We start from the raw sequence: 21,609 nt of genomic DNA on the forward strand, positions 1-21,609 counted from the left end.
ACACTTCCTCTTGGACGAACCATGAAGCACATGATGACCGCCGCAGCGGCGTTTCTCTTTCTGGCCTGCGCGACCGTTCCCGCGCACGCGGACGCGAGGGTCACGGATGGCAAGGTGGGGCTGAGCGTCAAGGGCGAGGGCCTGTCCGTGAAGCGGGCGGGCGGCTGGATGGAGGGCCACGGCACCGGTGTCCGGGCCCGCCTGTACACGGTCTACAAGGGCCAGCGGACCGACATCACCAGATGGAAGGACGCGACTCCGGTCACTGCGGGCATGACGAAGTTCTCCAAGGTCGACTGGAACTTGAAGGGCCGAAGCTTCTGGGACGGCACCTGGCTGTGCGTCCAGTTCAACAAAACGGATGGTGCGCCCTGCGCCAAGATCCACCGCTGACGTTGCTCAGGCGGCTCGCCGGGGACTGTCGGCCGCTCAGTCACGTGCCGCAGGGGCCGCTCGCCGGTTCGCTCCGGGCGCCGGGGCGATGTCCTGGTAGATGCCAAGGAGCCGGATCAGGGCCGTGTCACTCACCTCGCATCGCTCGAGCAGGAGCTCCAGCTCGGCAGCCGCGGAGCTGATCTTCTGGCTCAAGTCGTCGGCTCCTTCGCTTTCTGTGGCCAGCCGGCCGCGCAGCGCCTGCAGCTCGCGGCCGGCCTGCTGTGCCTGTGCGTATGCGGCGTCCAGGTCGGTGGCGGTCTGGCACAGGGCGCGGGCCAGGCGGTGGAGGGGGTCACCGGGAGGGTGCCGGGCGGTCAGTACGGTCACGGGGGCGTCGCTGCCGAGCTGCTCGGCGAGCAGGCGGGTGCCCGGCCCCGGCGTGTTCGGGGGTGTCATGGCGGGGTGACCTCGTGCAGCGTGCCCAGGGCGCGGGCCAGGCGCAGGGCGAGGCTGCGGCCTTGGTCGGGGCCGTCGGCGTAGCCGCGGCAGATCGCCGGGGAATCGGTTCCCAGCGTGCTGTGGCAGGTGATGTGTCCCTCGCGTGCCCGCGCCTCGGCCACCATGGCGGTGACCCGGCCCTCTTGCAGGTGCATCGGGTTGCCGGGGCGGAAGATGCAGGTCGTGCACATCTCGGCGGACAGTCGTACGGCGCCGGTCAGTGGGTCGGCGACATCGGCGTACGGGCCGTTGTTCTCGGGCTCGACGCCGTCGTCGTGGGTGAGGCTGCGCCGCGGCGGTTCACCGTGGTTGTGCACGGTGCGCCGGTTCATCGCCGTCCTCCGCAGCCCGCGTGTCCGCAACCGCCGCAGAAGCCACCGCTGTTGCACGAGCACGGGCAGCGCCCCTGGGTGCCGCGTCGGGCGGTCGGCTGGCCGACCGGGGCGAGGACGCGGACGGTGGTGGGCGGCGGGGCGTCGTCGGGGTCGGGGTCGAGGGCGGTGCGTCGGACGGCCGCCGTGAGCAGGCCGGTGCGGGCCGACCGGGGCAGCCGGTCGAGCGCCTGCAGGCAGTGCTCCAGGTTCGGGTCGCCCGGCCTGATGAGGGTGCGGGCGCAGGCCAGCAGCTGTGCGGCGGATTCCGCTACGACCCGGGCGAGGGCGGGCGGGTCCAGGGTGGCGCGGTCCTCGTCCGGCAGGTGGTCCGCTGCGCGGGCCAACAGCGCGGCGAGGGGCGGAACTTCCTCGTCTGCGGCGGCGGCGAGGAGGGCGCGGGCGTGGCCGAGGAGGTGGTGCACCAGCAGGGGACATGGTGGCTGACCGGTACCGGGCATGGTGGAAGTCCTTCCGGATGGGCGGGCCGGTGCGGTGCCCCGGCCCGACGTGGCGGGTTTCGGGTGGGTGGGGCGGGGGCCCGGTCGCGGGGCCCCCGCGTGGTCAACTGCGCCCGGTCACGCCCGGGTACGCCGCGCGGCGGCCTGGTAGCTCTCCAGGACCAGGGTCAGTTGGTTCATCTGCTGGGCGAAGCGCGCGGCGTGCAGGTCGGTGGTGTGGCCGGTGCTGGTGAGCAGGCCGGTGACCGGGACGAAGGCCGGGTCCAGGCGGGGGTTGAGGGTGTCGTCGAGGCGGTCGCGTACGTGGGCGGCGTGGCGGCGCAGTTTGCCGTGGAGCCGGTCGGCCTCGCGGGCGGTGCTGCAGACCAGATCGGCCAGCTCGCCCAGCGCGGTGCCGCGTTCCTGGCGGTGGTGGCCGAGGTGCCGGTAGCCGTCCTCGCCGAGGGCCGCTCGCAGGGCCTCATCCCCTGGCGCACGATGGCGGATGGAGTCTGAACTGGACGGATCGGAGGGGGTGTTGGCCCGGGCTGCGGTGCCACGGACGCGGCTGATGCGGTCGGTCATGGCGGCGGGGTCCTTCCCGTAGTGCGGATGGTGGTGGGTTAGAGGGTTTCGCCGTAGGAGCAGGTGCAGGTGTGGCCTTCGTCGCGGGTGAAGGTGTCCGGCAGCGTGTCGGCCCGCAGGAGCTCCTCGGCCTTGAGCGGCGGGTGGGCCAGGTGGGTGCCGAGGTCGGCCAGGTGCCTGATCTCGGCGAGGGGCACCGTTCCGCCGCACTCGGGGCAGGGGCCGAGGAGTTCGAACGGTTCGTCGTCGTAGAGCGGGGACCGGGCAAGGAAGGTGTACGTCTCACCGGTGTCGGGGCAGGTGGCGGTGGCCAGGATGGGCTCGCCGGGGGTGGTGCGGCGGCGCAGCCAGTCCGGGGTGGTGGCGATCTGGTCCAGCCCGAGGCCGAGGGCGGCGGCCAGGCGGACGGCGGTGCGGGCGTGTTCCTCGGCCCGGTAGGGGCCGTGCAGGCTGATGACGTTGTGGTGGCGGATGAATGCGGCGGCGGCGTGGGCGCGTTCGGCAAGAGATGCCATGGCGAGCGGACTCCTTCGGTACGGAGGTCGGTAGTGGGTGGGGGTGCCGCCCCGGGACGGTGCCGGGGCGGCACGGCGGTCAGGGCTGGACGGTGGCCAGGGCGGCGGTGGCGGCCTTGCCGATGGCGGCGGCGGCCTGGGCCGGGTCGGCAAGTTCGAGCAGGGTGGCGCCGGGCAAGGAGTGGGGGTCGGGGTCGAAGGCGAGCCACAGCACCGCACACCCCGCCTGCCGTAGGGCGGCGATGCGTCCGGCGGCGTGGATGGCTTCCTCGGGGTGGTAGTAGCCGTCGGAGGCGATCACCAGCAGGCGGCCCGTGCCCGGCCGGGTGAGGTCGACTCCGGCTTCCAGGGCGTCGATGGCCTCGGCGAGGCTGTGGCCCATGCCGCTGGCGTCGAACTCGGTCACCCGGGTGGGGGCGCGGCCAGGCGCGGTGATCGCGGTGAGCGAGCGGTCGTAGGCGACGGTGGCGCTGCGCGAGTCGGGGTCGGTGAGGGCTGCGGCTTTGGCGAGGATCCAGGCGGCCGAGGCGATCGGTTCTGCGGCCAGGCTCATGGAGCCGGAGACGTCCACTGCGATGCCCACCCGCAGCGGCGGGGTGGGGCTGGGCCGGTGCACGGTGCGGGTCCAGGGGGTTGCGGTCGGGGTGGCGCCTGCGGCCTTCTGGGCGTCCCGGGCGAGGGCTTGGCGCATGTTCAGGCGTCCGGGCGGGGCCACCGAAGGGGTGACGGTGGTGGTGCGTTCCCGGTAGGCGGCGGCCCGCAGCGCCCTCGCCAGCTGCCCGGCCGCCGCCTTCTCCGCTGCTCTCGGAGGCCGGGTTCCGGTCACCGGGGAGCAGCCGCGCTGGCCTTTGACGGGTTTGCCGGGGGTGTGGGGGCGCCCGCCGGGTGCGAAGACCTTCTCGGCCGTCTTCGCGGCCTGCCGTGCATGGGCGGCCTGGGCGGCCTTCGCCTGCCTGCGGGCGGTGCGGGCGGCCTCGACGCGGGCCTGGGCTGCGGTCTGGGCGGCCTCGTTTGCGGTCACCGCGCCGATGACCTTGCCGATCGCCTCGGCCAGTTCGCCCCTGCGGCCGGTGGGGTCGGGGGCCGGTTCGGGGCCCGTGGGGTCGGCTCCGAGGGCCTGGCACCAGGCCTCGGCGTGCGCCAGCATGCCCTGCGCGTCCTCGTCGGCGGTGGCGTGGGCGGCCGTCCAGATCTGGGCGAGGGTTGCCAGCAGGTCCTTGCCGAGGATGTGGGTGACGGTGTTCTCCAGTACTTCGGTCTCGTCCTCGTCGAGGATTCCGGCGTCCCGGCGGGCGAGGATCAGCCCGGCCGCCGCTGCGGCCTGCCACCGGTCGGTGGGGGTCTGGCTGGTGAAGTCGCCCAGGACCAGGGTGTGTACGGCGGATCGCAGGAAGCGGCGGTCTGCGGGGCGGCGGGCGAGGTGGGCGCCTTCGGCGCGGGATTCCTCCAGCAGCTGGGCTGCCGTGTCGAGGGCGGTGCCGCGTAGTGGGGGCGGGGTGTTCCAGCGGCTGTGCGCGGCGTGTGCGGCCTCGTGGGTGAAGGCGCCCCAGGCGACCGGGTAGCGCTCCTCGTCGCCGGAGCGGGTCGGGTCGATGGTGACCGGGTGCAGTGGGGCGAAGAGTGCTCGGTCGATCTCCAGGGCGGCCTGGGTCGGGAAGAAGGCGGCCGGGGCTCCGGAGCGGGTGTGTTCTTCGCAGGTGACGAGCACGTCCTCGCGTCCGGCGAGTTCGGGGAGGCGCTCGGTCAGGGCGGCGGCGATGCGCAGCCACTGTCCGGCCTGCAGGTGCGGGCGGGGCTCTACGGCGGGGCCGCCGTCGTCCTCCCAGCGGGCCAGGTCGCGTTCGGCTTCGGTCAGGGCGGGCGGGGTGGGCATGACGTGCGGGTGTGCGGGCATGGCGGGTCGGTCCTTTCCAGGGAGGTGGTGGGTTCGGCTGCGGGCCGGAACAGGGGCGCGGGGTGGGGTTTCAGAGCTGGCGGCCCAGGGCCAGGGCGGTGACCGGGCGGCCGATGGCCTTGGTGACGATCTCGGCGACCGTGTCCCGGTCTTCCAGCGGGGCGATGCCGACCAGGTTGGCGAAGGCGGCCTCGGTGCCCAGCACATCGGCGATCTTCTGGAAGGCGATCAGCTCACGCAGCTGCGGGGCCCACCCGATGTCGCCTGCCTGCTGGAGGGTGGCGAGGTTCCGGGCGATGCGCACCGCCGTCCGGTTGATCTTCAAGGCGGAGGCCAGGTCGTAGTCCGAGCCGACCTGGATCTGCACCGAGAACCGGGAGGCGAGGGCTTCGGTGAGGACCGCCCCGTGGACGCCGGGGTTGTGTCCGGCGATCACGTAGAAGCCGTCGGCTGCGGTGATCGTTTCGCCTTTGTGCGCCTTGACCTGGATCTGCCTGCGCCCGTCCATCGCCGGGTACAGGGCGGCCAGCACCTTCGGGGAGATCAGCGTGGCGTCGTCCAGGAGCAGGGCGCGGCCTTCGGTCATGGCGGTCACGAGCGGGCCGTAGATGAACTCATAACCGCCGTTCGCGTCCTGGGTGTACTCGCCGATCAGGTCACCGACCGTGGTGTCCCCGTCCCCGGCGACCGTGATCAGGTCCGGGAAGGCCGCCTCGATCAGCGAGGTCTTCCCGGTGCCCGGCGGCCCGTACAGCAACACCGCCACACCCGCCTCGCGCAGCCGCCGCAGCGCCTCCACGTCCGGCAGCTGCGCCAGCGCCCTGGGGTGGTACTGCTGCCCGTTCGGGCGGGTGATCGGCCCCGGCCGCCCGCCCGACGGCCCGGCCGCAGGCACCTGAGGGGCGGCCGGTCGCGGCACCCGGGGCGGGCCACCCGGCGAGGACTGGGCCGGTACGGCGCGCTGTACAGCGGTGGCCGTGGTCGAAGTCGCCCGGTACATACGGGGTTTGGAGCCGACCAGTTCTGCCTCGCCCCGGCACACCAGCGTCTCGCACGCGTTGCCGACCGCCCCGCCCGAGTGCCCGAGCTTCCTCGCCAGCTCCGTGACAGTGAACTGCGCGCCTGCGTTCGCCGCCAGGACCTGCGCGATCCTCGCGCGCAGTTCCCCCGGGCGCGCTTTCCCGCCCGCACCGGGCGGTGAACTCACAGGCGCCGCCGGGGAGTTCGGCGCGGTGGGGGCGGTCGGCTGCGGCGCGGGGCCGGGAGGCGGGGACGAGGGTGTGGCGGTATTGGTCATCACTCAGGCCCTTTCACTGATTAACCGAGGCAGTCGCATTCCGAATTCAGAGGCAGCCGCCCTTTTTGGGCGCACTCCGCCCGTCATCCGTTTTCGGGCGGACCCCATTGGCAGGTTTTCCATTCCCGGCCTTTCCGGGAACAATTTAAATATAGCTCGACCCGCACCCCACCTGAAGTCGCATTCCGGCTTGATAATGCTGGAATTCTCGTGAATTCACGACGTGAATTCAGGGTAATTCCCGGAGGTGCGACACAAGGCGTCGTGGACGGCGGCCCGCACGACCGATTCCCAGGCGGCCACACGCGCCGGCACCCCGTCGATTCGAGTACACGCGCGAATGCACGGCGCCCGGCACGGCGCCCGGCACGGCGCCCGGCACGGCGCCCGGCACGGCGCCCGGCACGGCGCCCGGCACGGCGCCCGGCACTCCTGGGCCAGGGCTGTACAGGGCTGGCTGGAAGCCGAGTTGGTGAAATGGAAGAGTCACACAGGATGAAATGGGGTGTGGCTGGCGCGGGCATCAGCGCGGGATGTGTGGGGCCGGGCGCTGGCTGTCAGTAGATCGGGATGCGTTGCTGCACCGATATACAGTCGCCCTCGCCCGCCGGTGGCTCGCAGGTCCCCTGGCCTGCACCGACGGGCCGGACAGGGGTGTCGTACCCAAGCGCGCACACGGAAGCGACGGCGGATACGACACCGGATACGACGGGGCAAACGCCATCAGGCTGGCCACGCCGAGCGATGAGGCACGCAGGGGCGGAGAGCTGCGGCTTTAAGCGTGTCCGCAGTCCGGTCGGGCAGCACGCGTGGGTGATGTGGGGAGCAGGGCGCCGAACGTCGTGGCTGCGGCGTCGTCACAGGTGGCGAGTCCGCGCAGAGCAGTCGCGGCGGCGGTGGGATCGCGGTCGAGGTCGCGGTGCCAGTGGATGAAGGTGCGGGCGGCGGGGCGGTGCGTGTCGCAGGCCGGACAGGGCTCCATCCATACACAGCGGTCATCAGCGGGCAGTGCCAGTGCGGCAGGAGGGGTTAATGGGGCTCCTTGAAAATGGCTCTGTCCGCAGTTCCGTGACGGGCCACTGCAGTCCACCCCTGGCGGCATCGACTGTCAGTGGGAACCAGCACAATGCCGTCATGAGCTACGACTTGGCTGTTTGGGACGGTCCACGCCCGGCTGACGACGCGGCTGCGCTTGAGGTCTTCGAAGACCTGTACGGAAGATTCATGAAAGGCGAAGGCCAGCCGCCGACCGCGCGTATCAGGCAGTACGTCGAAGGGTTGGTGGCCCGGTGGCCCGACCTGAGTGCCGATGATGAGGACGAGGACACAAGTCCTTGGTCGGACGGCCCCTTGATCAACAATGCGAGTGGTCCGCTCTTCTATTTCGGCATGGTCTTCAGCAAGTACCAGGAGGCCGCCTTGTTCGCCGCCGGCCTGGCTCGGACCTCCGGCCTGATCTGCTTCGACCCGCAAGATCGACGGTTGATCGCCTGAAATCTTCCTTCGTCGACGACGGCTGGGTAAGGATCCGGACCCGGAGGAGTTCGAACGAGGCCCGGCCATACATAGCCCGCTTGAGTGTTTTCACCCGGTTTACATGTCCTTCGGCGACCCCGGAGCTCCAGGGCAGGGTCAGACCGGCGGTCACCGCGTCGAGGTCCTGGCGGAGGAAACCGGCGAAGCCCTTCATGGGCTTCGGCGCGTCCTGCTCGGCCTGCCGGATCCACTCCAGCAAAAGGTAACCGCGCTGCTGGCGGACAAGATCGGCGAACGCCCGAGCGAGATCGCAGGCCCGGGTGATGTCGGGGCAGGCGAGCCGGACTTGAAGGAGTCGCTCGTCCTGGCTTTCGGTGAGCGTCTCACGGGGCCGCATGATCCACGAGGTGATTTTGCGAGGGCTCGGGGTGTCGGCCCGGACCGGTTCGGCGGTGCCCGCGCGGAGGGCGGCGAGGTGTTTGCGGACGACCTGGCGGCTGCCGCGGTAGCCGCGAGCCTGGATCTCCAGGAACAGGCGGGTGCCGCTGACCTGGCCTTGGGCTTCGGTGAAGCGGGCGTTGAGGTATGCCTAATTCGTTCTCAGCAGCCCACGAAGAGCGGTTGCCGCTCCAGCGGGCTGTTCGAGTACGGGGCTGCGATGCCTACGGCGAACCGGGTCCATTGAGACCTCCGCATAGAGCGGCACGCAGTCCTCGTACTCGTCGTGGTGGCGGTCGTGTGGGCGTCGAGCGGATGCCTGAGGTATGCCGGGCACTGATGCCTAGTTCAAGATCGGCGGCGTTCGGCGTCCTCGCGGCTGCCACCACGCGTCGTGCTTCCTCGTTGCAGTTGGTGGGGCGAGCCTGCCGCGCGGTGACCTCTCGTTACGCCCGAGCCGTCCGAGCTCCTGTCTAGACCGAGGCCCGTGCGGTGAGCTGGTGCCACGAACGGCTTCTGAGGTGGCGGACCGGCCTCGCGTCGAGTCCTGGAATTAGGTCGCTGCGTGGCCCGCATGCGCTCGCGACCAGCGCAAAGAGCCTGTGCTCAGGGGAGGAGCAACTTGATCTACTGCGGTATCGACTGGGCTGAGAAGACGCACGACGTCGCCCTGGTGGACGACACCGGCCAGCTGCTGGCCAAGCGCCACATCACCGACGACGCGGTCGGCTACCGGATTCTGCTGGACCTGCTCGCCGAGTACGGCGACAGCGAAGAGAATCCGATCCCGGTCGCCATCGAAACATCCCGCGGCCTGCTGGTGACGGTGTTGCGGACCGGCAAGCGGCAAGTGTTCGCGATCAACCCTATGGCCGCCGCGCGCTACCGGGACCGCCACAGCGTCTCGCGCAAGAAGTCCGACCCAGGCGACGCCCTGGTACTGGCGAACATCCTGCGCACGGACATGCACGCCCACCGGCCACTGCCCAACGACTCCGATCTCGCCCGCGCCGTCGCCGTCCTGGCCCGCGCCCAGCAGGACGCCACCTGGAACCGCCAGCAGGCCGCCAACCAGCTTCGATCGCTCCTGCGCGAGTACTACCCAGCGGCACTGGCAGCCTTCGAGCCCTGGAAGAACAGCCTGTGCCGACCCGAGGCCCACGAGCTCCTCAAGGCCGCCCCGACACCGGCCAGGGCCGCACGGCTCACCCGCACTCAGCTCCAGGCCGCGCTCAAGCGGGCCGGCCGCAAACGCGGCATCGAAGCCGAGGCCGAACGGCTCCGCGAAGTCTTCCGCGCGCACTGGGCCCATCAGCCGCCGCTGGTCGAAGACGCGCTGGGCAAGCAGATGCTCGCACTCCTGGTTCAGCTTGAAGCCGCCTGCACCGCCGCCGACGATCTGGCCGAGGCCGTCGAAGAGACTTTCCCTCAGCACCCGGACGCTGAGATCATCCTCAGCTTCCCTGGCCTCGGCGTCCAGCTCGGCGCCCGGGTGCTCGCCGAAGTCGGGGACGACCGACAGCGGTTCGCCGACGCCCGCGGCCTGAAGGCATACGCCGGCTCCTCGCCCGTCACCAGGGCCTCCGGCAAAAAGTCGTCCATCACCAGGCGGTGGGTGAAGAACAACCGCCTCAACCATGCCGGCTATCTCTGGGCCTTCTCCGCGATCACCGCCTCACCCGGTGCCAAGGCCCACTACCGCAGGCGGCGCGACAACCACGGAGACTGGCACGCCGCAGCCCAGCGCAACCTTTTCAACCGACTGTTGGGCCAGCTCTATCACTGTCTCCAGAAGCGCCAGCTGTTCGACGAAAACACAGCCTTCCCCGCCGAACTCGCAGTCGCCGCTTGACGAGTTAAGCGCCTGAGGTGTCTTGAACGGCTCCAGGACGCCGTTGGGGCGGCGCTCGCGGGCGGAGGCCAGCAACTCGTCGAGGTCGGTGTCACGGAAGCGGCGCACGATCTTGCGGTCGAGGTTCAGACGGCGGGCGATGGCGCTGATCGTCCAGCGTTTCTCCAGCAGGCGGTGGATGTCCTCGTAGCGGTGGCGGGTGCGTTCGATGATCTGGGTGCGGGGCAGTTCGGCGGGCGGTAACAGCATCGGGGGCGGCTCCGGTACCTCGGTCACCGTCTCTTCCTCGGCACGTTTGCGCAGGCAGTCGCGGTGCAGGTGGCAGGTCTTCTCCACCGCGGCGGACAAGTTCTGCAACAGGTGCCAGCGATCAGCGACTTCCAGGGCATGAGGGGCGGCTTCCTTGACCGCCTTGGTGTAGGCGCTGGCCCGGTCCCGGCAGATGATCTCGGCTCCGGGATGCTCGGTTAGCCAGGCCGCGAACGTCTCCGAGGTGCGGTCGGGCAGCACGTCCACGACCCGGCCGGCCTCGACGTCGACCAGCACGGTGCCGTAGGTGCAGCCCTTGCGGAAGGCGAACTCGTCCACCCCCAGCACCCGCGGCGCACGGTCCGGCACCGTCGGCGCCGTCAACAGCCTGAGCAGCCGGGTCCGGCCCGCGACCAGCCGCAGACGGCGGCACAACCGCGCGGCCGGACGGCCGCCGAGCTCAATCGCGATCGACCGCAGCCAGCCTGTCAGCCCGGTGCTGGAGCGCCGGTACCGCTCGGACAGTCCCGGCACCTGCTCGACGAACGTCTTGCGGGAACAACTCTTCCGGTCACAGAAGTACCGGCGCACCCGCAGCCGGACTATGACCCGGCGAGAGCCCAACGGCCTTTCATCCAGGGCGCGTTGATACGTGCTGTGTCTACGCCTCGCCTGCTTCCGACAGTCCGGACACCGGCCCGGGCGAGCGGTGGACACCGCCTCCACCACAAGGACGTCGGAGGAGTCGCTGACGCGCTCCACTCGCACATCGATCCCGGGAAACAGCACAGCCTCGACCGTCCTGCTCGCCATGGCAGGAAACACTCTGCCGAAACGATCCCTCGCTCCCCTCGCTGACCTGGGGATTCACGGAACTGCGGACAGAGCCGTTTTCAAGAATCCCCATCAAGGTCGCCTTCGCAGCGGGAACAGGGCGGTCCGGCTGTTCGTCGTCGTCCCGATCGGCAGGGCGCAGGCGGGCGAGTTCTTCGTCGCTGACGTCGTCGAGGCTGCCGTCGACGTCGGCGATGGAATGATGCTCAACTCCCGTACAGCCAGCTGTCGTACGCGGCGTTGTCGACCAGGTGGTAGAGCCCGAGCGCGCCGGGGAAGAGCACAAGGGCGAGAACTCCCGCCCGTACGAAAACCGGCGCCACGATGGAGGCGCTTTCGTACTGGCGGGTGATGGTGCCCCAGTCCCGCAAGCGTCTGATGTCGCCCGAGCACGCCGCCCAGAAGCAGACTCCGACCACGATCCCTATCCCGGCGAAGACCATGGAGAACCCTGACACCACGGCAAGGAACGTCACGCGGTCATGATGGTCGGCGACGAAGAGTGTGCCGATAAAGAGCAGGGCGACGGCGGCGATCCCCTGCACCGCTCCTCGCACCACGACGTCCTTGAAGCGCAGCCGTGGCAGGCGTACGCCATCCTCGTCCGTGGCCCGTTGTGGGGTCGGCTGTGCCCCGGTGTGCTGTGTACGCGTCATGGGCGGCAGGCTACCTGTGAGGAGAAAGCCGACATCTCACAGCCTGATGTACCCGTCACCGCCCCATGACGGACGACGCATACCGCCATGTGCCTCCCGGTGCAGCGCGCGGAACCTCTTCCGGGGCGCGTACCCGGACGCTTGAATTGAACAGCAGCGGAGATGGGGGAGGCCATGCGGGGGATGACGGTTGGTCTGGTGCTGTTGGCATTCGGCAACCTGATTCTCACCGGGGTGGCGGCGGCCTTCTTCCTGCTCTCCGGGCTGTTCACGCAGCGTCCGGTGGGCTGGGAGGCCGCCTACGTCTTCGGCACCCCCGTCACGGTCGAACTGCCCAGCTCCTGTGAGATAGAGACCATCATCGTCCAGGGCAGCCGGGGCCCGAGTGTCGGCGAATGCGAGGGGGCCACCTGGACCGTCGACGGGCAGACCCGCACCGGGACGCTGTTCTCGTTCGCAGCGGACATCGAACGCGAGGGATACCAACTGGTGTTCACCGGCGAAGCCCGGGCGCTGGACAACCGGGTCTACGGCCGTCCCGATCGCCAGGGGATCGTCTTCGCGCTGACGGAACTGACCGCCGCGGGCATCGGGCTGCTCACCCTGGTCGGCTGCGGCTTGACCGCGCTCCTCCCGGAACGCCGCCTCGGCAGGCGAACTTCACGCGGACGGCGGGCACGGCGTCTGTGGCGGGACTCGGATATCGAAGAGCTCCACAAACTCGGACTGACGCTTCCGGAAACCCCCAGGCCAGTCGCCCTCTGGGTGTGCATCGCCGAGATCGCGTTCATCGTGATGGCCGCCGGTGTCTACAGCTTCCTCGTCGTCCGCGGCTCACTCTGAGCTGGACCGGACCGCAGGAGCTGGCCGCCCGGATTCCGTACGGCTGATTGATCGGGTTCTTCGGAGAAGAGCGTGCTTACGACCTGGAGAACGAATGGGCCGCCTGGATGCCGACCAACGCGCACTCGCCGGGCCGTATCAACGCCTCGTGCATCCTGGTATGCGGCTTGATCCCCGATGTTAACGGGAGTGGGTCCGGGGTGCGACGAGGGCCTGAGTGGCCGGCTCGGGTTCGAGGCCGAGGTCGGTGAGGTGTCGCTTGAGGCGGGTGTACGTGTGCCGGGCTGCGTCGTGGCGTCCGGCGGCTTGGTAGAGGCGGATGGTGTGCTGGGCGAGGCGTTCGTGGTCAGGGTGAAGGATGCTCAGGTGTTCCAGCAGCGTCAGGACGGCATCCCGCTCGCGTGGTGCGGCGTCGGCGTGCTCGGCCTTGCGGGCCAGGCGGAGGGCGGCGTCGGTGGCCTTCATGGCGAGGTGTTCGCGGATCGCGTCGGCCCACAGGTAGTCCCCGCCCTGGGCGAAGGGCCCACGGTAGTGGGCCAGGGCGTCACGCACGGCGGACAGGGCATCGTTCTCTGCTTCCTCCCCGTCGGTGACAGAGAACGCTCTATTCAGGTTTCGGCTGAAGTCCGCGAGGTCGGTTTCCACGAGTTCCGGATGGAGTTTGTGGAGTTCTCCTTGGAGCACGATGAATTCCTGGGCGGTGATTCCGGTCGCGGCCCGTAGGGCGCGGCGTACGGCGCGGCGGAGGTTTTTCAGCGCGTTCTGGTCGCTGCCTGGATCGAGATGGAGTTTGTCGGCGATGTCGGAGGCGAGGAGTCCGGCGGGGTGGGCGGCGAGCAGGGCGAGGAGTTCGTGGACTTCGCTCCGCAGGTTGGTGCCGACGGGGTCCTGGTGGCCGCGGGCGTACAGGGTGATCGGTCCGAGGACGTGGAGGCGTACCGGCTTGGTCTGCGTCGGCCGCGATGCCTCGAGGGCGTACGGCCGGGTGGGCGGCTCATCCGCCATGGGCGCGGCCGGGGCCTCAGGGTGCTCGTCGTCGGAGTGCTCATCGTCCGGGCGTCGGCTGGGGGTGGGGAGGATACGCAGGCGGGGGCGCTGACCGTGGGAGGTGAGGAGAACTTCGGCCAGGTCTCGTCCGGCCTCGGGCGTGAGGTGGAACAGCCTGAGCGGGCTGGGGTGTTGATCGTGGGCGTTGGCATGGGTGGTGCCGTCGTCGGCGATGTGCCAGGAGGCGGCGCCGGGCAGCGGGGCACCCAGGGTGAGGACGATCAGCGTGCCGGGGCGGCTGCGGGTGGCCAGTGCCTGAAGCTGTCCGGTGTGGGCGGCGTCCGGCACGGTGAGCAGCAGCAGGGTGCCCGGGCCGGTCTCCGGCGTGCTGTCGGTGATCGTCGGCCCGGTTGCCGCGGGGTCGGTGTCCTGCTCATACCGGGTGCGGGCGTGGGCGATCAGGTGCTGCTCGGCGGCCCGGATGGCTTCTGCGGTGTCGGCGCTCTGGGTCAGGGCCGTGAACTGGGCGGGGAGTGAGGGCAGCAGGCCCTCGGCCACGTTTTCGGGCACGATCGCCGTGACGAGCGGAGGTCCGGGGCGCTGGCGTTCGGCGGCGGTGAGGATGCCGACCAGCAGGGCGCGGGCGGCGCCCTCGGAGCCGGGACCGGTCCAGGCGCAGCCTCCGGGCCGGGCCAGCTCGTCGAGCAGGACCTCGGCGTTGTCGCGGACGCCGATGGTGACCGTGCCCGTGCTGCGGGGTTTCTGGGCTGGGGTGCGGTGGGTGACCAGGGCATCCGGGTCGGGTGGGCGAGGGGGCCGGGTGGCGGCGTGGGCGGCCTGCGCGGCTTTGTCCACCAGCGGGCTCAGGGCGGGCACCTCCGCCTCGTGATTGGGCTCGCGTAGCCGGTGCTGGTGCCAGTACCAGTAGCGGCGTGCGGCCAGCAGGCCCGCCGCTGCGGTGATGCCGATCAGGCTCGCTTCCCCCAGGCCGATGGCGGCCGGGCCCGGCTCCGTGTCCGTCTTGCGGGCCGCGGTCTCCTCGTGCCGGTCAGGTTGCCCCGCAGGGGTGTGCTCACCGCCTGCCTCGTGGCCGGTGCCCGTGCCCTGGTCGGGAGTTGGCTGGGCGGGCGGCGCAGAGGGCGGGGAAGGCGTGGCATCCGGGACCGGGGCAGGCGCAGGGGTTGGCGGCGGGGTGGCGCTCTGGGCGATGGGGATGATCAGGTGCCAGCCGGGCCTGATCCGGTCCGGGTCGGTGAGCCGGGCTCCGTCGCTTTGGACGCGGTCCTTGTTCAGCGCGTAGATCCGCGGCCAGGTGAGCGCGTCGCCCATGTGCGTGTGCGCGATGTCCCACAGGGTGTCGCCCTCGGTGACCGTGTACTCGATGTGCTCGACTTCCTCGGCCTTGCCAGGCGGGCCGGGACGCTCCGGAGTGAGCCCGGCGGTCATGGCCCGCGCCGGGGCTGTCGCGGCTGCGGCAGGAGGGGTGGGCGGTTGGCCCAGGGCGGGTACGAGTGGGGCTGTCGCGGCGATATGCGTCCGTACTTCGCCCGGCGAGGAGGGCTGCTGGGCGCTGACCGTCTGCGGGCGCCACAGGCCGATCAGGGCAACCACGAGGGTGCCGATGCACAGCGCGGCCAGCGACCCCTTCACCGACAGGGCGGCCACGTGCTCATCGTGTGCGTGCCGGTCGCGCAGCAGCTGCGGCAGATGGGTCGTGTACCAGCAGGTCTCGCGGACCACGGTGGTCGCGAAGGCGGCCCAGCACACCCAGCCCACCACGGCCAGCAGGTCGATCATCAAGGGGTCGCTGACCGGCTGCGTCAGCCGCCGGCCGAACTCGCTGACGGAGGAGACGTGTTCGGGCCAGGGCAGGCCGGTGGCTCGCCACAGGACGTAGGGCATCCCGGCCAGCAGGGCGAGCGTGAGGGCCAGGGTGCCGCCCGCCGTGACGGCCGCGGTCAGCCGCTGGCGCAGCTGGGGAGGATGGGTCATCGCCGGTTCGCTCTCTTCGGCCGAAGGTGGTGGTGAACGGTCCTTACGGGGTGGCGCGTTGGGCGTGTGCGGTGCCACTGGCGTGCACGGTGAGGGTGCGCAGGCCGATCAGCTGCAGGATCTGGGTGCGCTGGTGGTGGGTGACGTGGACGGTCACGGCGTCGCCCTTGACCGACGCGGTGCCGCTGTCTCCGGTGGCGGCGACATGCGCGCGGGCCGCCGCTGCGGCCTTCTCGCGTACGAGCCGGACGTCGCCGCCGCGGCGCAGCCGGCCGACATCCAGCTGCTGGGCCCCGATGCGGGCGGCCTCCTGCGCCACGTCCAGCGCCTGGGCCTTGCCGGCCAGGGCGAGCCCGCCGTCGACGACGATCCCGGCGAACAGCCACAGCGCGGCGAAGACGCCGGCGACGAATGCCGTGACCTGCCCCCGGTCGTCCCCTTCCGCCAGCCGGGCGCGGACCTGCGCCAGATGCGCTCGCACGCGTCGCTTCACGGGCTGCTCCTGAAACTGTCGACGACGGAGAAGGCGGTGCCGGCCAGGGGCAGGTGGCCGGGCATCCCGGTGCCGGTGAGATGGCCCAGGTCGGCGGTGCAGGAGACCCGTGCCGTCACGGTGGCGCCCGGCGTGAGACCGCCGGTGGTGAGGCGGACACTCGGATGCGCGCAGGATGCCCCCGCCTCGCGCAGTGCCGCGCTCGCCGCCTGCCGCGCCTGGGTGCGGGCATCCTTCTCGCTGCGGGCCAGGGAGGCGGCGCGGGCGGCTTGGTGGGCGGCGTCCGCCACGACCAGGCGGGCATCGGCGAGCAGCCCGAATGCCACCACGACCAGAAGGACCAGGACGAGCAGCGGCGTGATCAGCACCATCTCCACCGCGGCCGAGCCCCGCTCCCCATCGTCTCGCGCGCGGCGCGCCTGCCGGATCACGGCTGGCCTCCGCCGGGAGTAGTGATCCGCTCGGTGGGTCCGGATGCGGTGCCGGAGGCGTGCAGCACCAGCCCCGGGACCGGGAGCACGCGGATCACCGTCCCGTCCACGCGCACGGTGGTCCGGGCGGTGGTGCGCTCGGCGGTCACGGACGGGGTGGTCAGGACCCGGCTGCCCAGCGTGGCAAGGCTGCGCCGGGCCTGCGTCCGGCCGTCCGCTGGGGTGCCGTCCTCGACGCGGGCGGCGGCCAAGGCCCGCTGGGCGGCGTACTGGGCGATGTGGCGGGCGTGCCAGACCAGCGCGAACTGCACCACCAGCAGCGCGATCAGCAGCAGCGCCGGGACGACGAGCACCAGCTGGGTACTGGCCGCCCCCCGGTCACTGCGCAGCCGGCGAAGGAACGCGGTCACGAACTAGCCGCCCAGGTCGATGCCGTTGGCCTTGCCCAGTACCTTGGCCGCGATGATGCCCACCACGCTCAGGGCCAGGACCGCCAGCAGGGCGGTGACCACGATGGTCTCGGTGGTGTAGCCCCCGTCCCCGTGCTCGCGGATGTGCCGGCGGACTTCGGTCAGGTGGGCGCGTACCCGGTGGGCCAGGGTGTCGAGTTGGAACATGACGAGTGCTCTCTCTACTTGGTCTTGGTTTCGTACGGTTGGGTGGGGGCGTCAGCTGATCGACATGACGTGGGCGAGCGCCGGGTATCCGATCAGGAGCAGGAACGCGGCGAACAGCCCGACCACGGGCAGTGACATCTGCTCGGTGGCCGCCTGCGCGTCCCCGTCGGCCTCCGAGATCCGCCGTCGTCGCATCGCCCGCGCTTTCGCCGCGAGTGAGCCGCGGATCTTGGCGCCCTCGCTGCCCGCGAGGTTCAGCGTCGAGGCGAGCTCGGTCAGATCCCCCACGGCCAGCCGCCGTCCCAGATCCCCCAGGTGGGGCCAGGGGCTGGTCCGGGTGAGCTGCGCGACGTGCAGGGCGTGGCGCAGTCGCGCAGCCGCCCACCCGTGGGGCGCGGCGACGGCCTGGGCGAGGGCCTGCTGGACTCCGGCGCCGCCCGCGAGGGCGATCACCGTCAGGTCCAGGACGAGGCTGAGGCAGTGGCGCATCTCGCGGCGCCGCCGCGCGGCCTGCCGGTGTACCGACAGGTCGGGGGCGAAGAACAGCACCACGGCCAGGGCGAGCGAGCCGGCCAGCGGGATCCACCAGCCCGCCGCGATACCGGCCCCCAGGCGCAGCAGCAGCGCGGCGGCCCACGGGGCGAGGAGTCCGGTCGTGGCGCAGACCGCCTTGCCCGCCAGATGCTGCTCCTCGCTGGTGCCGCACACGGCCAGGTCCGCGCGCAGCGCGGGGGTGGGGAAGCCGAGCGCCCGCACCAGCGGTACGGCGCGCTTGCCCAGCCGGGTGGCCCACTCCGCCTCCTGCGCAGATGATTCAGCAGGCGGTGCGGGTGTGTTGAGGGCGGTCAGGACGTCGGCCAGGGCGGGCCGGGGCGGACGCAGCCCGTAGACGAGAGCGGTCGCCCCGGCGCCGAACAGCGCGCCGAGCAGCATGACGATCACCGTGTACCTCCCGGCTCAGAGCTCGCCGCGGCTCGGGAAGTGGCCGGGCTGATGAGGCGGACCGGCTCCTCCATGCGGCCGAGCGCGGCCAGGTAGGTGAAGCTGGCGGCGAACAGAGCGCCCACTACCGCGAGGACCGCCTGCCCGGTCAGCGTGTTGAAGGGGTCCAGATAGGGGCGGTTGAGGACCACGAGTCCCAACGCCATGCCCAGGGTGACGATCACTGTGACCCGCACCCCGGTTCGCACGCTCGCGCGTCCGGCGTCGATGCGCTGACGCATGGCCACCTGCTCCCGCACCGACTCCGCCAACTCGCCCAGCAGCGACGCTACTTGGCTTGCCTGCTGCTCGGCTGCCATCACCAGCGCGGCCACCACCACATCGGCCAACGGGTCATCGACTTCCTCGGCGAACGCCCGCAGCGCGGTCGGCAGGGGACGCCCCGACCGGACGGCGGCGGCCAGCTCCCGCATCTGCGACTCGAGCGGGGCCGGAGCGATGTCCGCAGTGGCCAGCACCGCCTGCTCCAGACCGGCCGCCGCAGACAGCGTGTCGCGCAGCATCTCCGTCCAGGTGGCCAGCGCCTCCATCCGTTCCGTACGCCGTGCCGCCTGCCGGTCCGGGCCGAGCAGGCCGGGAAGGGTGAGCAGGGCGATGGTGGTCAGCACCGCCGCCACCGGCCACGTCGTCAGCGCCCCCGCGACCACCCCGGCCACCACCGCGATCACCACACGCCGCGTGGTCCAGTCCGCGGGCAGCCGAGCCACCAGCGCACGCCACAAGCCCGGCCGCTCTTGCACCGCGCGCCGCACAACGCCGTAACCGATGGCCACCAGGCCGAGGCCGAACACCGTCCCGCACGCCACCGCGACCCCCATCAGGGTGCCGGAGCCGAACAGGCCGCTCATGACGCCGCCCCCCACCACTGGGGGGCGGTGCCCTGAGCGTCCAGCCCCGCCGCCACCAGGTCATGGAGGGTCTCGGTGCGCAGCGGGGTGGCAGGCATAGCGCGCCCGTTGGGGCCGGGCCGGTAGACCTCGTTGGAGACGATCTGCGCCCCGTCCGCGTCGATGACCTCGCGCACCGAGTCGATGACCCGGCGCCCTGCGGCGTCCCAGCCCAGGTGCACGACGAAGTGGACCGCGGAGGCCACCATCAGGTTCGTCGCCTCCAGCGTGAGCCGTTCCGGGGACTGCGCGGCGTAGGAGGCGAGTTTGGTGAACACCCCGCGCGAGGTGGAAGCGTGGATGGTGGACAGCGAACCGTCGTTGCCCTGGCTCATGGCGTTGCACATCGGGATGACCTCGGCCCCGCGGATCTCTCCGACGATGACCCGGTCCGGGGACATGCGCAGCCCCCACCGCACCAGTTCCGCCTGGTCGATGCCACCCTGGCCCTCGATGTTCGGCTCGCGGGCCTGCATGGCCACCACGTTCGGATGCGCCACCGCATCGGCGTCCAGGCCGAGTTCGAAGGTGTCCTCGATCGTCACGAGCCGCTCTTCGGGCGGGATCTCGTGGGCGAAGGCCCGCAGCACGGTGGTCTTGCCGACATTGGTGCCGCCGCCGATCACGATGTTCTTGCGCGCCCGCACCAGTGCCCTCAAGAACGCGGCGAGCTGCTCGTCGCACACGCCCAGCCGCACCAGCTCCCCCATCGAGGCGGCCGGGAAGCGATGACGGCGGATGGTCAGCGACACCCGCCCGGTCACCGCCATCACCGCGAACAGCCGGGACCCGTCGGGCAGTTGCAGGTTCAGGCGGGGCATACCCCGGTCGAAGCGCCGCTCCTCATCGCCCGCGCGGGCCGCGAGCGTGCGGACCAGTTCCACCAGTTCCGCATCCGAGGCGGCCACCGGACTCTCGCGGCGCCAGGCCCCGGCCGCGTCTTTGACCCACACCACATCGCAGCCGTTGACGCAGATGTTCTCGAGCGACCCGTCGGCCAGCAGCCGCTCCAGGCTGCCGGTGCCGAACAGCGCGTCCCTGACCGCCTGGGCGATCCGCTCCTCGGCCGCGGCATCGATCATCGCCCGGCCCTGGGCCAGGGCCTGGCGCCGTTGCGCACCCAGTTCCTCCGCCAGCAGCCGTCCCACTGTGGCACGACGCGCCGTCTCGTCCTCCGCCGGCAACCCCGCCGCTTCCCGCTCGCCCGCGTACGCCGTCAGCCGGGCCGCCACCCGCTGACGCACTAGCTGCGCCAGCTCCCGTTCACCGCCGCCGGGCACCATCAGCCGCTCGCTCATGATCCGCTTCCCTCGACTCCCGGTACCGGAACCAGACCAGTCCGGCTTGGCCCCATCAGCCGCGTCCCGTCGTCCTCGCTCACGCGACTGCCATACGTCTCCTCCGCCCTGGTCTCGCTCATCGGCGGCCCGGCCACCCGACGGGCCAAGGTCCGTGCGGCGGTCATCAGCGGTGGCGGCCGAAACCCGGCCGTGCGCCGCCCGCCGTGCTTGGGGCTGTTCATCGCGGCCACGCTCCTGACGTCCCAGGGCAGGAACAGCACCGGCTCGATGTCCAGCGTCTTCTCGATCTCCTCTGCCGGGTACGGGCACGGCCCGACCACGGCCAGCGTCAGCCGCCCGGCATACGCGTCACCATCCAGGCCGTACGCAGACACATGGGTCAGCGGCTCCGCTCCGCCCCGCGCCACCAGCACGACCTGGTCGGCCACGTCCAGCAACGGCTCGACGTCCTCGGTAAGGCGCCCCACATCCAGCAGCACCGTGCCCCGATCGTTCTCGTCCCCCAGCAGCACACCCCGCCCGGCCTCGGCAGCCAACAGCCGCACGGCCTGACGGCACGGGCCGCGGCCCGGCACCGCGACCACCGCCCGCACCCCGCAAGGGAGTTCGCTCGCCGCCCCGAGCAGGGAGCCCGGGTACGGCTTCCCGGCCGCCGCCGCGACATCCAGCAGCGAGGGAGCCGCCGGCAGACCGAAGCGGATCATGAGGTCACCGCCGGAGGAGTCCGCCTCCACCATCACAGGACGCACCCCGCCGTCCGCCTCCGGCGGCCACACGGCAGCCACTGCCAGCGCCGTCGTCGTCGCCCCCGGCGCGCCAGTGACCGACCCGAGAACGACCAGCCGCCTCACGGCGCCTCCCGCCCCTGCGCGGGAAGCACCACCACACGCGGATGCTCCAGCTGCGCCGCGCGCCGCGCCGCCCCGGTCTCCACCAGCACCGTTACCACCCGCGGCCCGCCTGCCGACTCCGCCGCGCGCACCCCCGTCACCGTCCCCGCCACCGCCGAGACCGCCTTCTCCTCCGCCTCGTCGCTTACCGCTCCGGCACCGGCCGGGCCGGGAAGGACCGCGACACGTTCCCCACGAGCAAGATCCGGTGGCGCACCGCCCGGCTCCACCGCGAGCGCTACCTGCGAGAACCCCTTCGGCGGGAAGTCGGCCCTCGCGCCCACCTGTCCGGGTGCCAGCAGCGATCCGGCCACCAGCGGCACCCGCGCCTGCCGCCCCAGCACCGTGTCCCGATCCGCAAGCGGCACCACGCCCGCGTCCGCCGCCACCTCCACCACCCGCAGATCACCCGGCTTCAGCAGCCGCCCGGCCGGCACATCGCGGGCCAGCACCAGAACCTGCTCCCGCTCCCCCACCGCCTGCGCGACCAGCGTGAAGCCGACCGCCGAGACCACCACCGCCCCCAGCCCGGCCCACACCCAGCCCAGCCTGCGCCGCCGAGCACCCGTCACCACCGGCCGCTGCTCCGGGCCCGATCCGCGCGCTCCCGGCACCTGGAACCCGCCGCCCTTTACGGCCGAAGAAGACATGGAGGTACCCACAACTCACCTCGCGATCAAGAGAAT

24 protein-coding genes and 1 pseudogene are annotated in these 21,609 nt (G+C 71.5%); 4 read left to right on the forward strand and 21 right to left on the reverse strand.

Annotation, left to right across the window (positions count from 1 at the left end):
• The first annotated feature begins 30 nt into the window (after positions 1–30).
• Positions 31–393, forward strand: coding sequence for a hypothetical protein (locus tag OP79_RS43455; RefSeq protein ID WP_033328669.1), 363 nt, complete (start codon positions 31–33; stop codon positions 391–393).
• A gap of 36 nt (positions 394–429) precedes the next feature.
• Here OP79_RS43455 and OP79_RS43460 read toward each other — a convergent pair whose 3' ends face one another.
• The 8 genes from OP79_RS43460 to OP79_RS43495 form a co-directional block, all read right to left on the reverse strand.
• On the reverse strand, positions 430–831 hold the full coding sequence (locus tag OP79_RS43460) for a hypothetical protein (RefSeq protein WP_033328670.1): 402 nt from the start codon (positions 829–831) through the stop codon (positions 430–432).
• On the reverse strand, positions 828–1,205 hold the full coding sequence (locus OP79_RS50800; protein ID WP_078492398.1) for a hypothetical protein: 378 nt from the start codon (positions 1,203–1,205) through the stop codon (positions 828–830). The genes OP79_RS43460 and OP79_RS50800 overlap by 4 nt, the downstream gene beginning before the upstream one ends.
• A complete protein-coding gene (locus OP79_RS43470) occupies positions 1,202–1,705 on the reverse strand; it encodes a hypothetical protein (protein ID WP_033328671.1) in 504 nt (167 codons plus the stop codon). Before OP79_RS43470 ends, OP79_RS50800 begins: the two co-directional genes overlap by 4 nt.
• A 117-nt stretch (positions 1,706–1,822) precedes the next feature.
• Positions 1,823–2,269 carry a hypothetical protein gene (locus tag OP79_RS43475; protein WP_033328672.1) on the reverse strand — a complete coding sequence of 149 codons (447 nt, stop codon included), beginning with the start codon at positions 2,267–2,269 and terminating at the stop codon, positions 1,823–1,825.
• A 38-nt stretch (positions 2,270–2,307) separates the two neighbouring features.
• Positions 2,308–2,784, reverse strand: coding sequence for a hypothetical protein (locus tag OP79_RS43480; protein ID WP_033328673.1), 477 nt, complete (start codon positions 2,782–2,784; stop codon positions 2,308–2,310).
• Between the two features lie 79 nt (positions 2,785–2,863).
• The gene (locus OP79_RS43485) at positions 2,864–4,678 is read right to left on the reverse strand and encodes a VWA domain-containing protein (RefSeq protein ID WP_033328674.1); all 1,815 of its coding nucleotides are present in this window, start codon (positions 4,676–4,678) and stop codon (positions 2,864–2,866) included.
• A gap of 70 nt (positions 4,679–4,748) precedes the next feature.
• Positions 4,749–5,828 (reverse strand): AAA family ATPase, encoded by a 1,080-nt coding sequence (locus OP79_RS43490; RefSeq protein WP_033328694.1) that lies wholly within the window; start codon positions 5,826–5,828, stop codon positions 4,749–4,751.
• Between the two features lie 922 nt (positions 5,829–6,750).
• Positions 6,751–6,957 carry a hypothetical protein gene (locus OP79_RS43495; protein WP_033328675.1) on the reverse strand — a complete coding sequence of 69 codons (207 nt, stop codon included), beginning with the start codon at positions 6,955–6,957 and terminating at the stop codon, positions 6,751–6,753.
• Positions 6,958–7,109: 152 nt separating this feature from the next.
• Between OP79_RS43495 and OP79_RS43500 the strand changes: the two genes are divergently transcribed.
• Entirely contained in the window at positions 7,110–7,469 is a 360-nt protein-coding gene (locus tag OP79_RS43500; protein WP_033328676.1) for a hypothetical protein, read from the forward strand.
• Here OP79_RS43500 and OP79_RS58740 read toward each other — a convergent pair.
• Positions 7,372–7,986, reverse strand: coding sequence for a transposase (locus tag OP79_RS58740; protein ID WP_078492399.1), 615 nt, complete (start codon positions 7,984–7,986; stop codon positions 7,372–7,374). The two genes, OP79_RS43500 and OP79_RS58740, sit on opposite strands and share 98 nt — an antisense overlap.
• Positions 7,987–8,463: 477 nt before the next feature.
• On the opposite strand from OP79_RS58740, the gene OP79_RS43510 reads away from it, so the two are divergent.
• Positions 8,464–9,741, forward strand: a complete 1,278-nt coding sequence (locus tag OP79_RS43510) for an IS110 family RNA-guided transposase (RefSeq protein WP_169786249.1) — start codon at positions 8,464–8,466, stop codon at positions 9,739–9,741.
• A 69-nt stretch (positions 9,742–9,810) separates the two neighbouring features.
• Here the strand turns inward: OP79_RS43510 and OP79_RS57565 are convergent.
• Together OP79_RS57565 and OP79_RS43515 are read right to left on the reverse strand one after the other, a co-directional pair.
• Positions 9,811–10,803: pseudogene (locus OP79_RS57565) on the reverse strand (ISL3 family transposase); the annotation flags it as partial.
• Positions 10,804–11,030: 227 nt separating this feature from the next.
• The gene (locus OP79_RS43515) at positions 11,031–11,480 is read right to left on the reverse strand and encodes a DUF6336 family protein (RefSeq protein ID WP_051745520.1); all 450 of its coding nucleotides are present in this window, start codon (positions 11,478–11,480) and stop codon (positions 11,031–11,033) included.
• Positions 11,481–11,663: 183 nt separating this feature from the next.
• Between OP79_RS43515 and OP79_RS43520 the strand changes: the two genes are divergently transcribed.
• Positions 11,664–12,323 (forward strand): hypothetical protein, encoded by a 660-nt coding sequence (locus OP79_RS43520; protein WP_157857471.1) that lies wholly within the window; start codon positions 11,664–11,666, stop codon positions 12,321–12,323.
• Between the two features lie 180 nt (positions 12,324–12,503).
• Here the strand turns inward: OP79_RS43520 and OP79_RS43525 are convergent, their stop codons facing one another.
• Genes OP79_RS43525 through OP79_RS43570 form a run of 10 tightly spaced genes read right to left on the reverse strand, consistent with a single transcriptional unit; the run spans position 12,504 to position 21,573 of the window.
• Positions 12,504–15,302 (reverse strand): AfsR/SARP family transcriptional regulator, encoded by a 2,799-nt coding sequence (locus OP79_RS43525; RefSeq protein WP_033328680.1) that lies wholly within the window; start codon positions 15,300–15,302, stop codon positions 12,504–12,506.
• Between the two features lie 43 nt (positions 15,303–15,345).
• Positions 15,346–15,795, reverse strand: coding sequence for a pilus assembly protein TadG-related protein (locus OP79_RS43530; RefSeq protein WP_051745522.1), 450 nt, complete (start codon positions 15,793–15,795; stop codon positions 15,346–15,348).
• Positions 15,792–16,172 (reverse strand): TadE/TadG family type IV pilus assembly protein, encoded by a 381-nt coding sequence (locus tag OP79_RS43535; protein ID WP_051745531.1) that lies wholly within the window; start codon positions 16,170–16,172, stop codon positions 15,792–15,794. Before OP79_RS43535 ends, OP79_RS43530 begins: the two co-directional genes overlap by 4 nt.
• Positions 16,173–16,222: 50 nt before the next feature.
• The gene (locus OP79_RS43540; RefSeq protein ID WP_033328681.1) at positions 16,223–16,636 is read right to left on the reverse strand and encodes a TadE/TadG family type IV pilus assembly protein; all 414 of its coding nucleotides are present in this window, start codon (positions 16,634–16,636) and stop codon (positions 16,223–16,225) included.
• Positions 16,637–16,639: 3 nt separating this feature from the next.
• A complete protein-coding gene (locus OP79_RS43545; RefSeq protein ID WP_033328682.1) occupies positions 16,640–16,843 on the reverse strand; it encodes a hypothetical protein in 204 nt (67 codons plus the stop codon).
• Between the two features lie 51 nt (positions 16,844–16,894).
• Positions 16,895–17,785, reverse strand: coding sequence for a type II secretion system F family protein (locus OP79_RS43550; RefSeq protein ID WP_211270983.1), 891 nt, complete (start codon positions 17,783–17,785; stop codon positions 16,895–16,897).
• The gene (locus tag OP79_RS43555; protein WP_245685651.1) at positions 17,782–18,693 is read right to left on the reverse strand and encodes a type II secretion system F family protein; all 912 of its coding nucleotides are present in this window, start codon (positions 18,691–18,693) and stop codon (positions 17,782–17,784) included. Before OP79_RS43555 ends, OP79_RS43550 begins: the two co-directional genes overlap by 4 nt.
• Positions 18,690–20,030 carry a TadA family conjugal transfer-associated ATPase gene (locus tag OP79_RS43560; protein ID WP_033328684.1) on the reverse strand — a complete coding sequence of 447 codons (1,341 nt, stop codon included), beginning with the start codon at positions 20,028–20,030 and terminating at the stop codon, positions 18,690–18,692. Before OP79_RS43560 ends, OP79_RS43555 begins: the two co-directional genes overlap by 4 nt.
• Positions 20,027–20,884 carry a MinD/ParA family ATP-binding protein gene (locus tag OP79_RS43565; RefSeq protein WP_078492403.1) on the reverse strand — a complete coding sequence of 286 codons (858 nt, stop codon included), beginning with the start codon at positions 20,882–20,884 and terminating at the stop codon, positions 20,027–20,029. Before OP79_RS43565 ends, OP79_RS43560 begins: the two co-directional genes overlap by 4 nt.
• Positions 20,881–21,573 (reverse strand): SAF domain-containing protein, encoded by a 693-nt coding sequence (locus OP79_RS43570; RefSeq protein WP_078492404.1) that lies wholly within the window; start codon positions 21,571–21,573, stop codon positions 20,881–20,883. Before OP79_RS43570 ends, OP79_RS43565 begins: the two co-directional genes overlap by 4 nt.
• Positions 21,574–21,609 lie beyond the last annotated feature (36 nt).

The sequence above is a fragment of the Streptomyces yerevanensis genome (genome assembly GCF_000716805.1).
Taxonomy (GTDB): domain Bacteria; phylum Actinomycetota; class Actinomycetes; order Streptomycetales; family Streptomycetaceae; genus Streptomyces; species Streptomyces flaveus.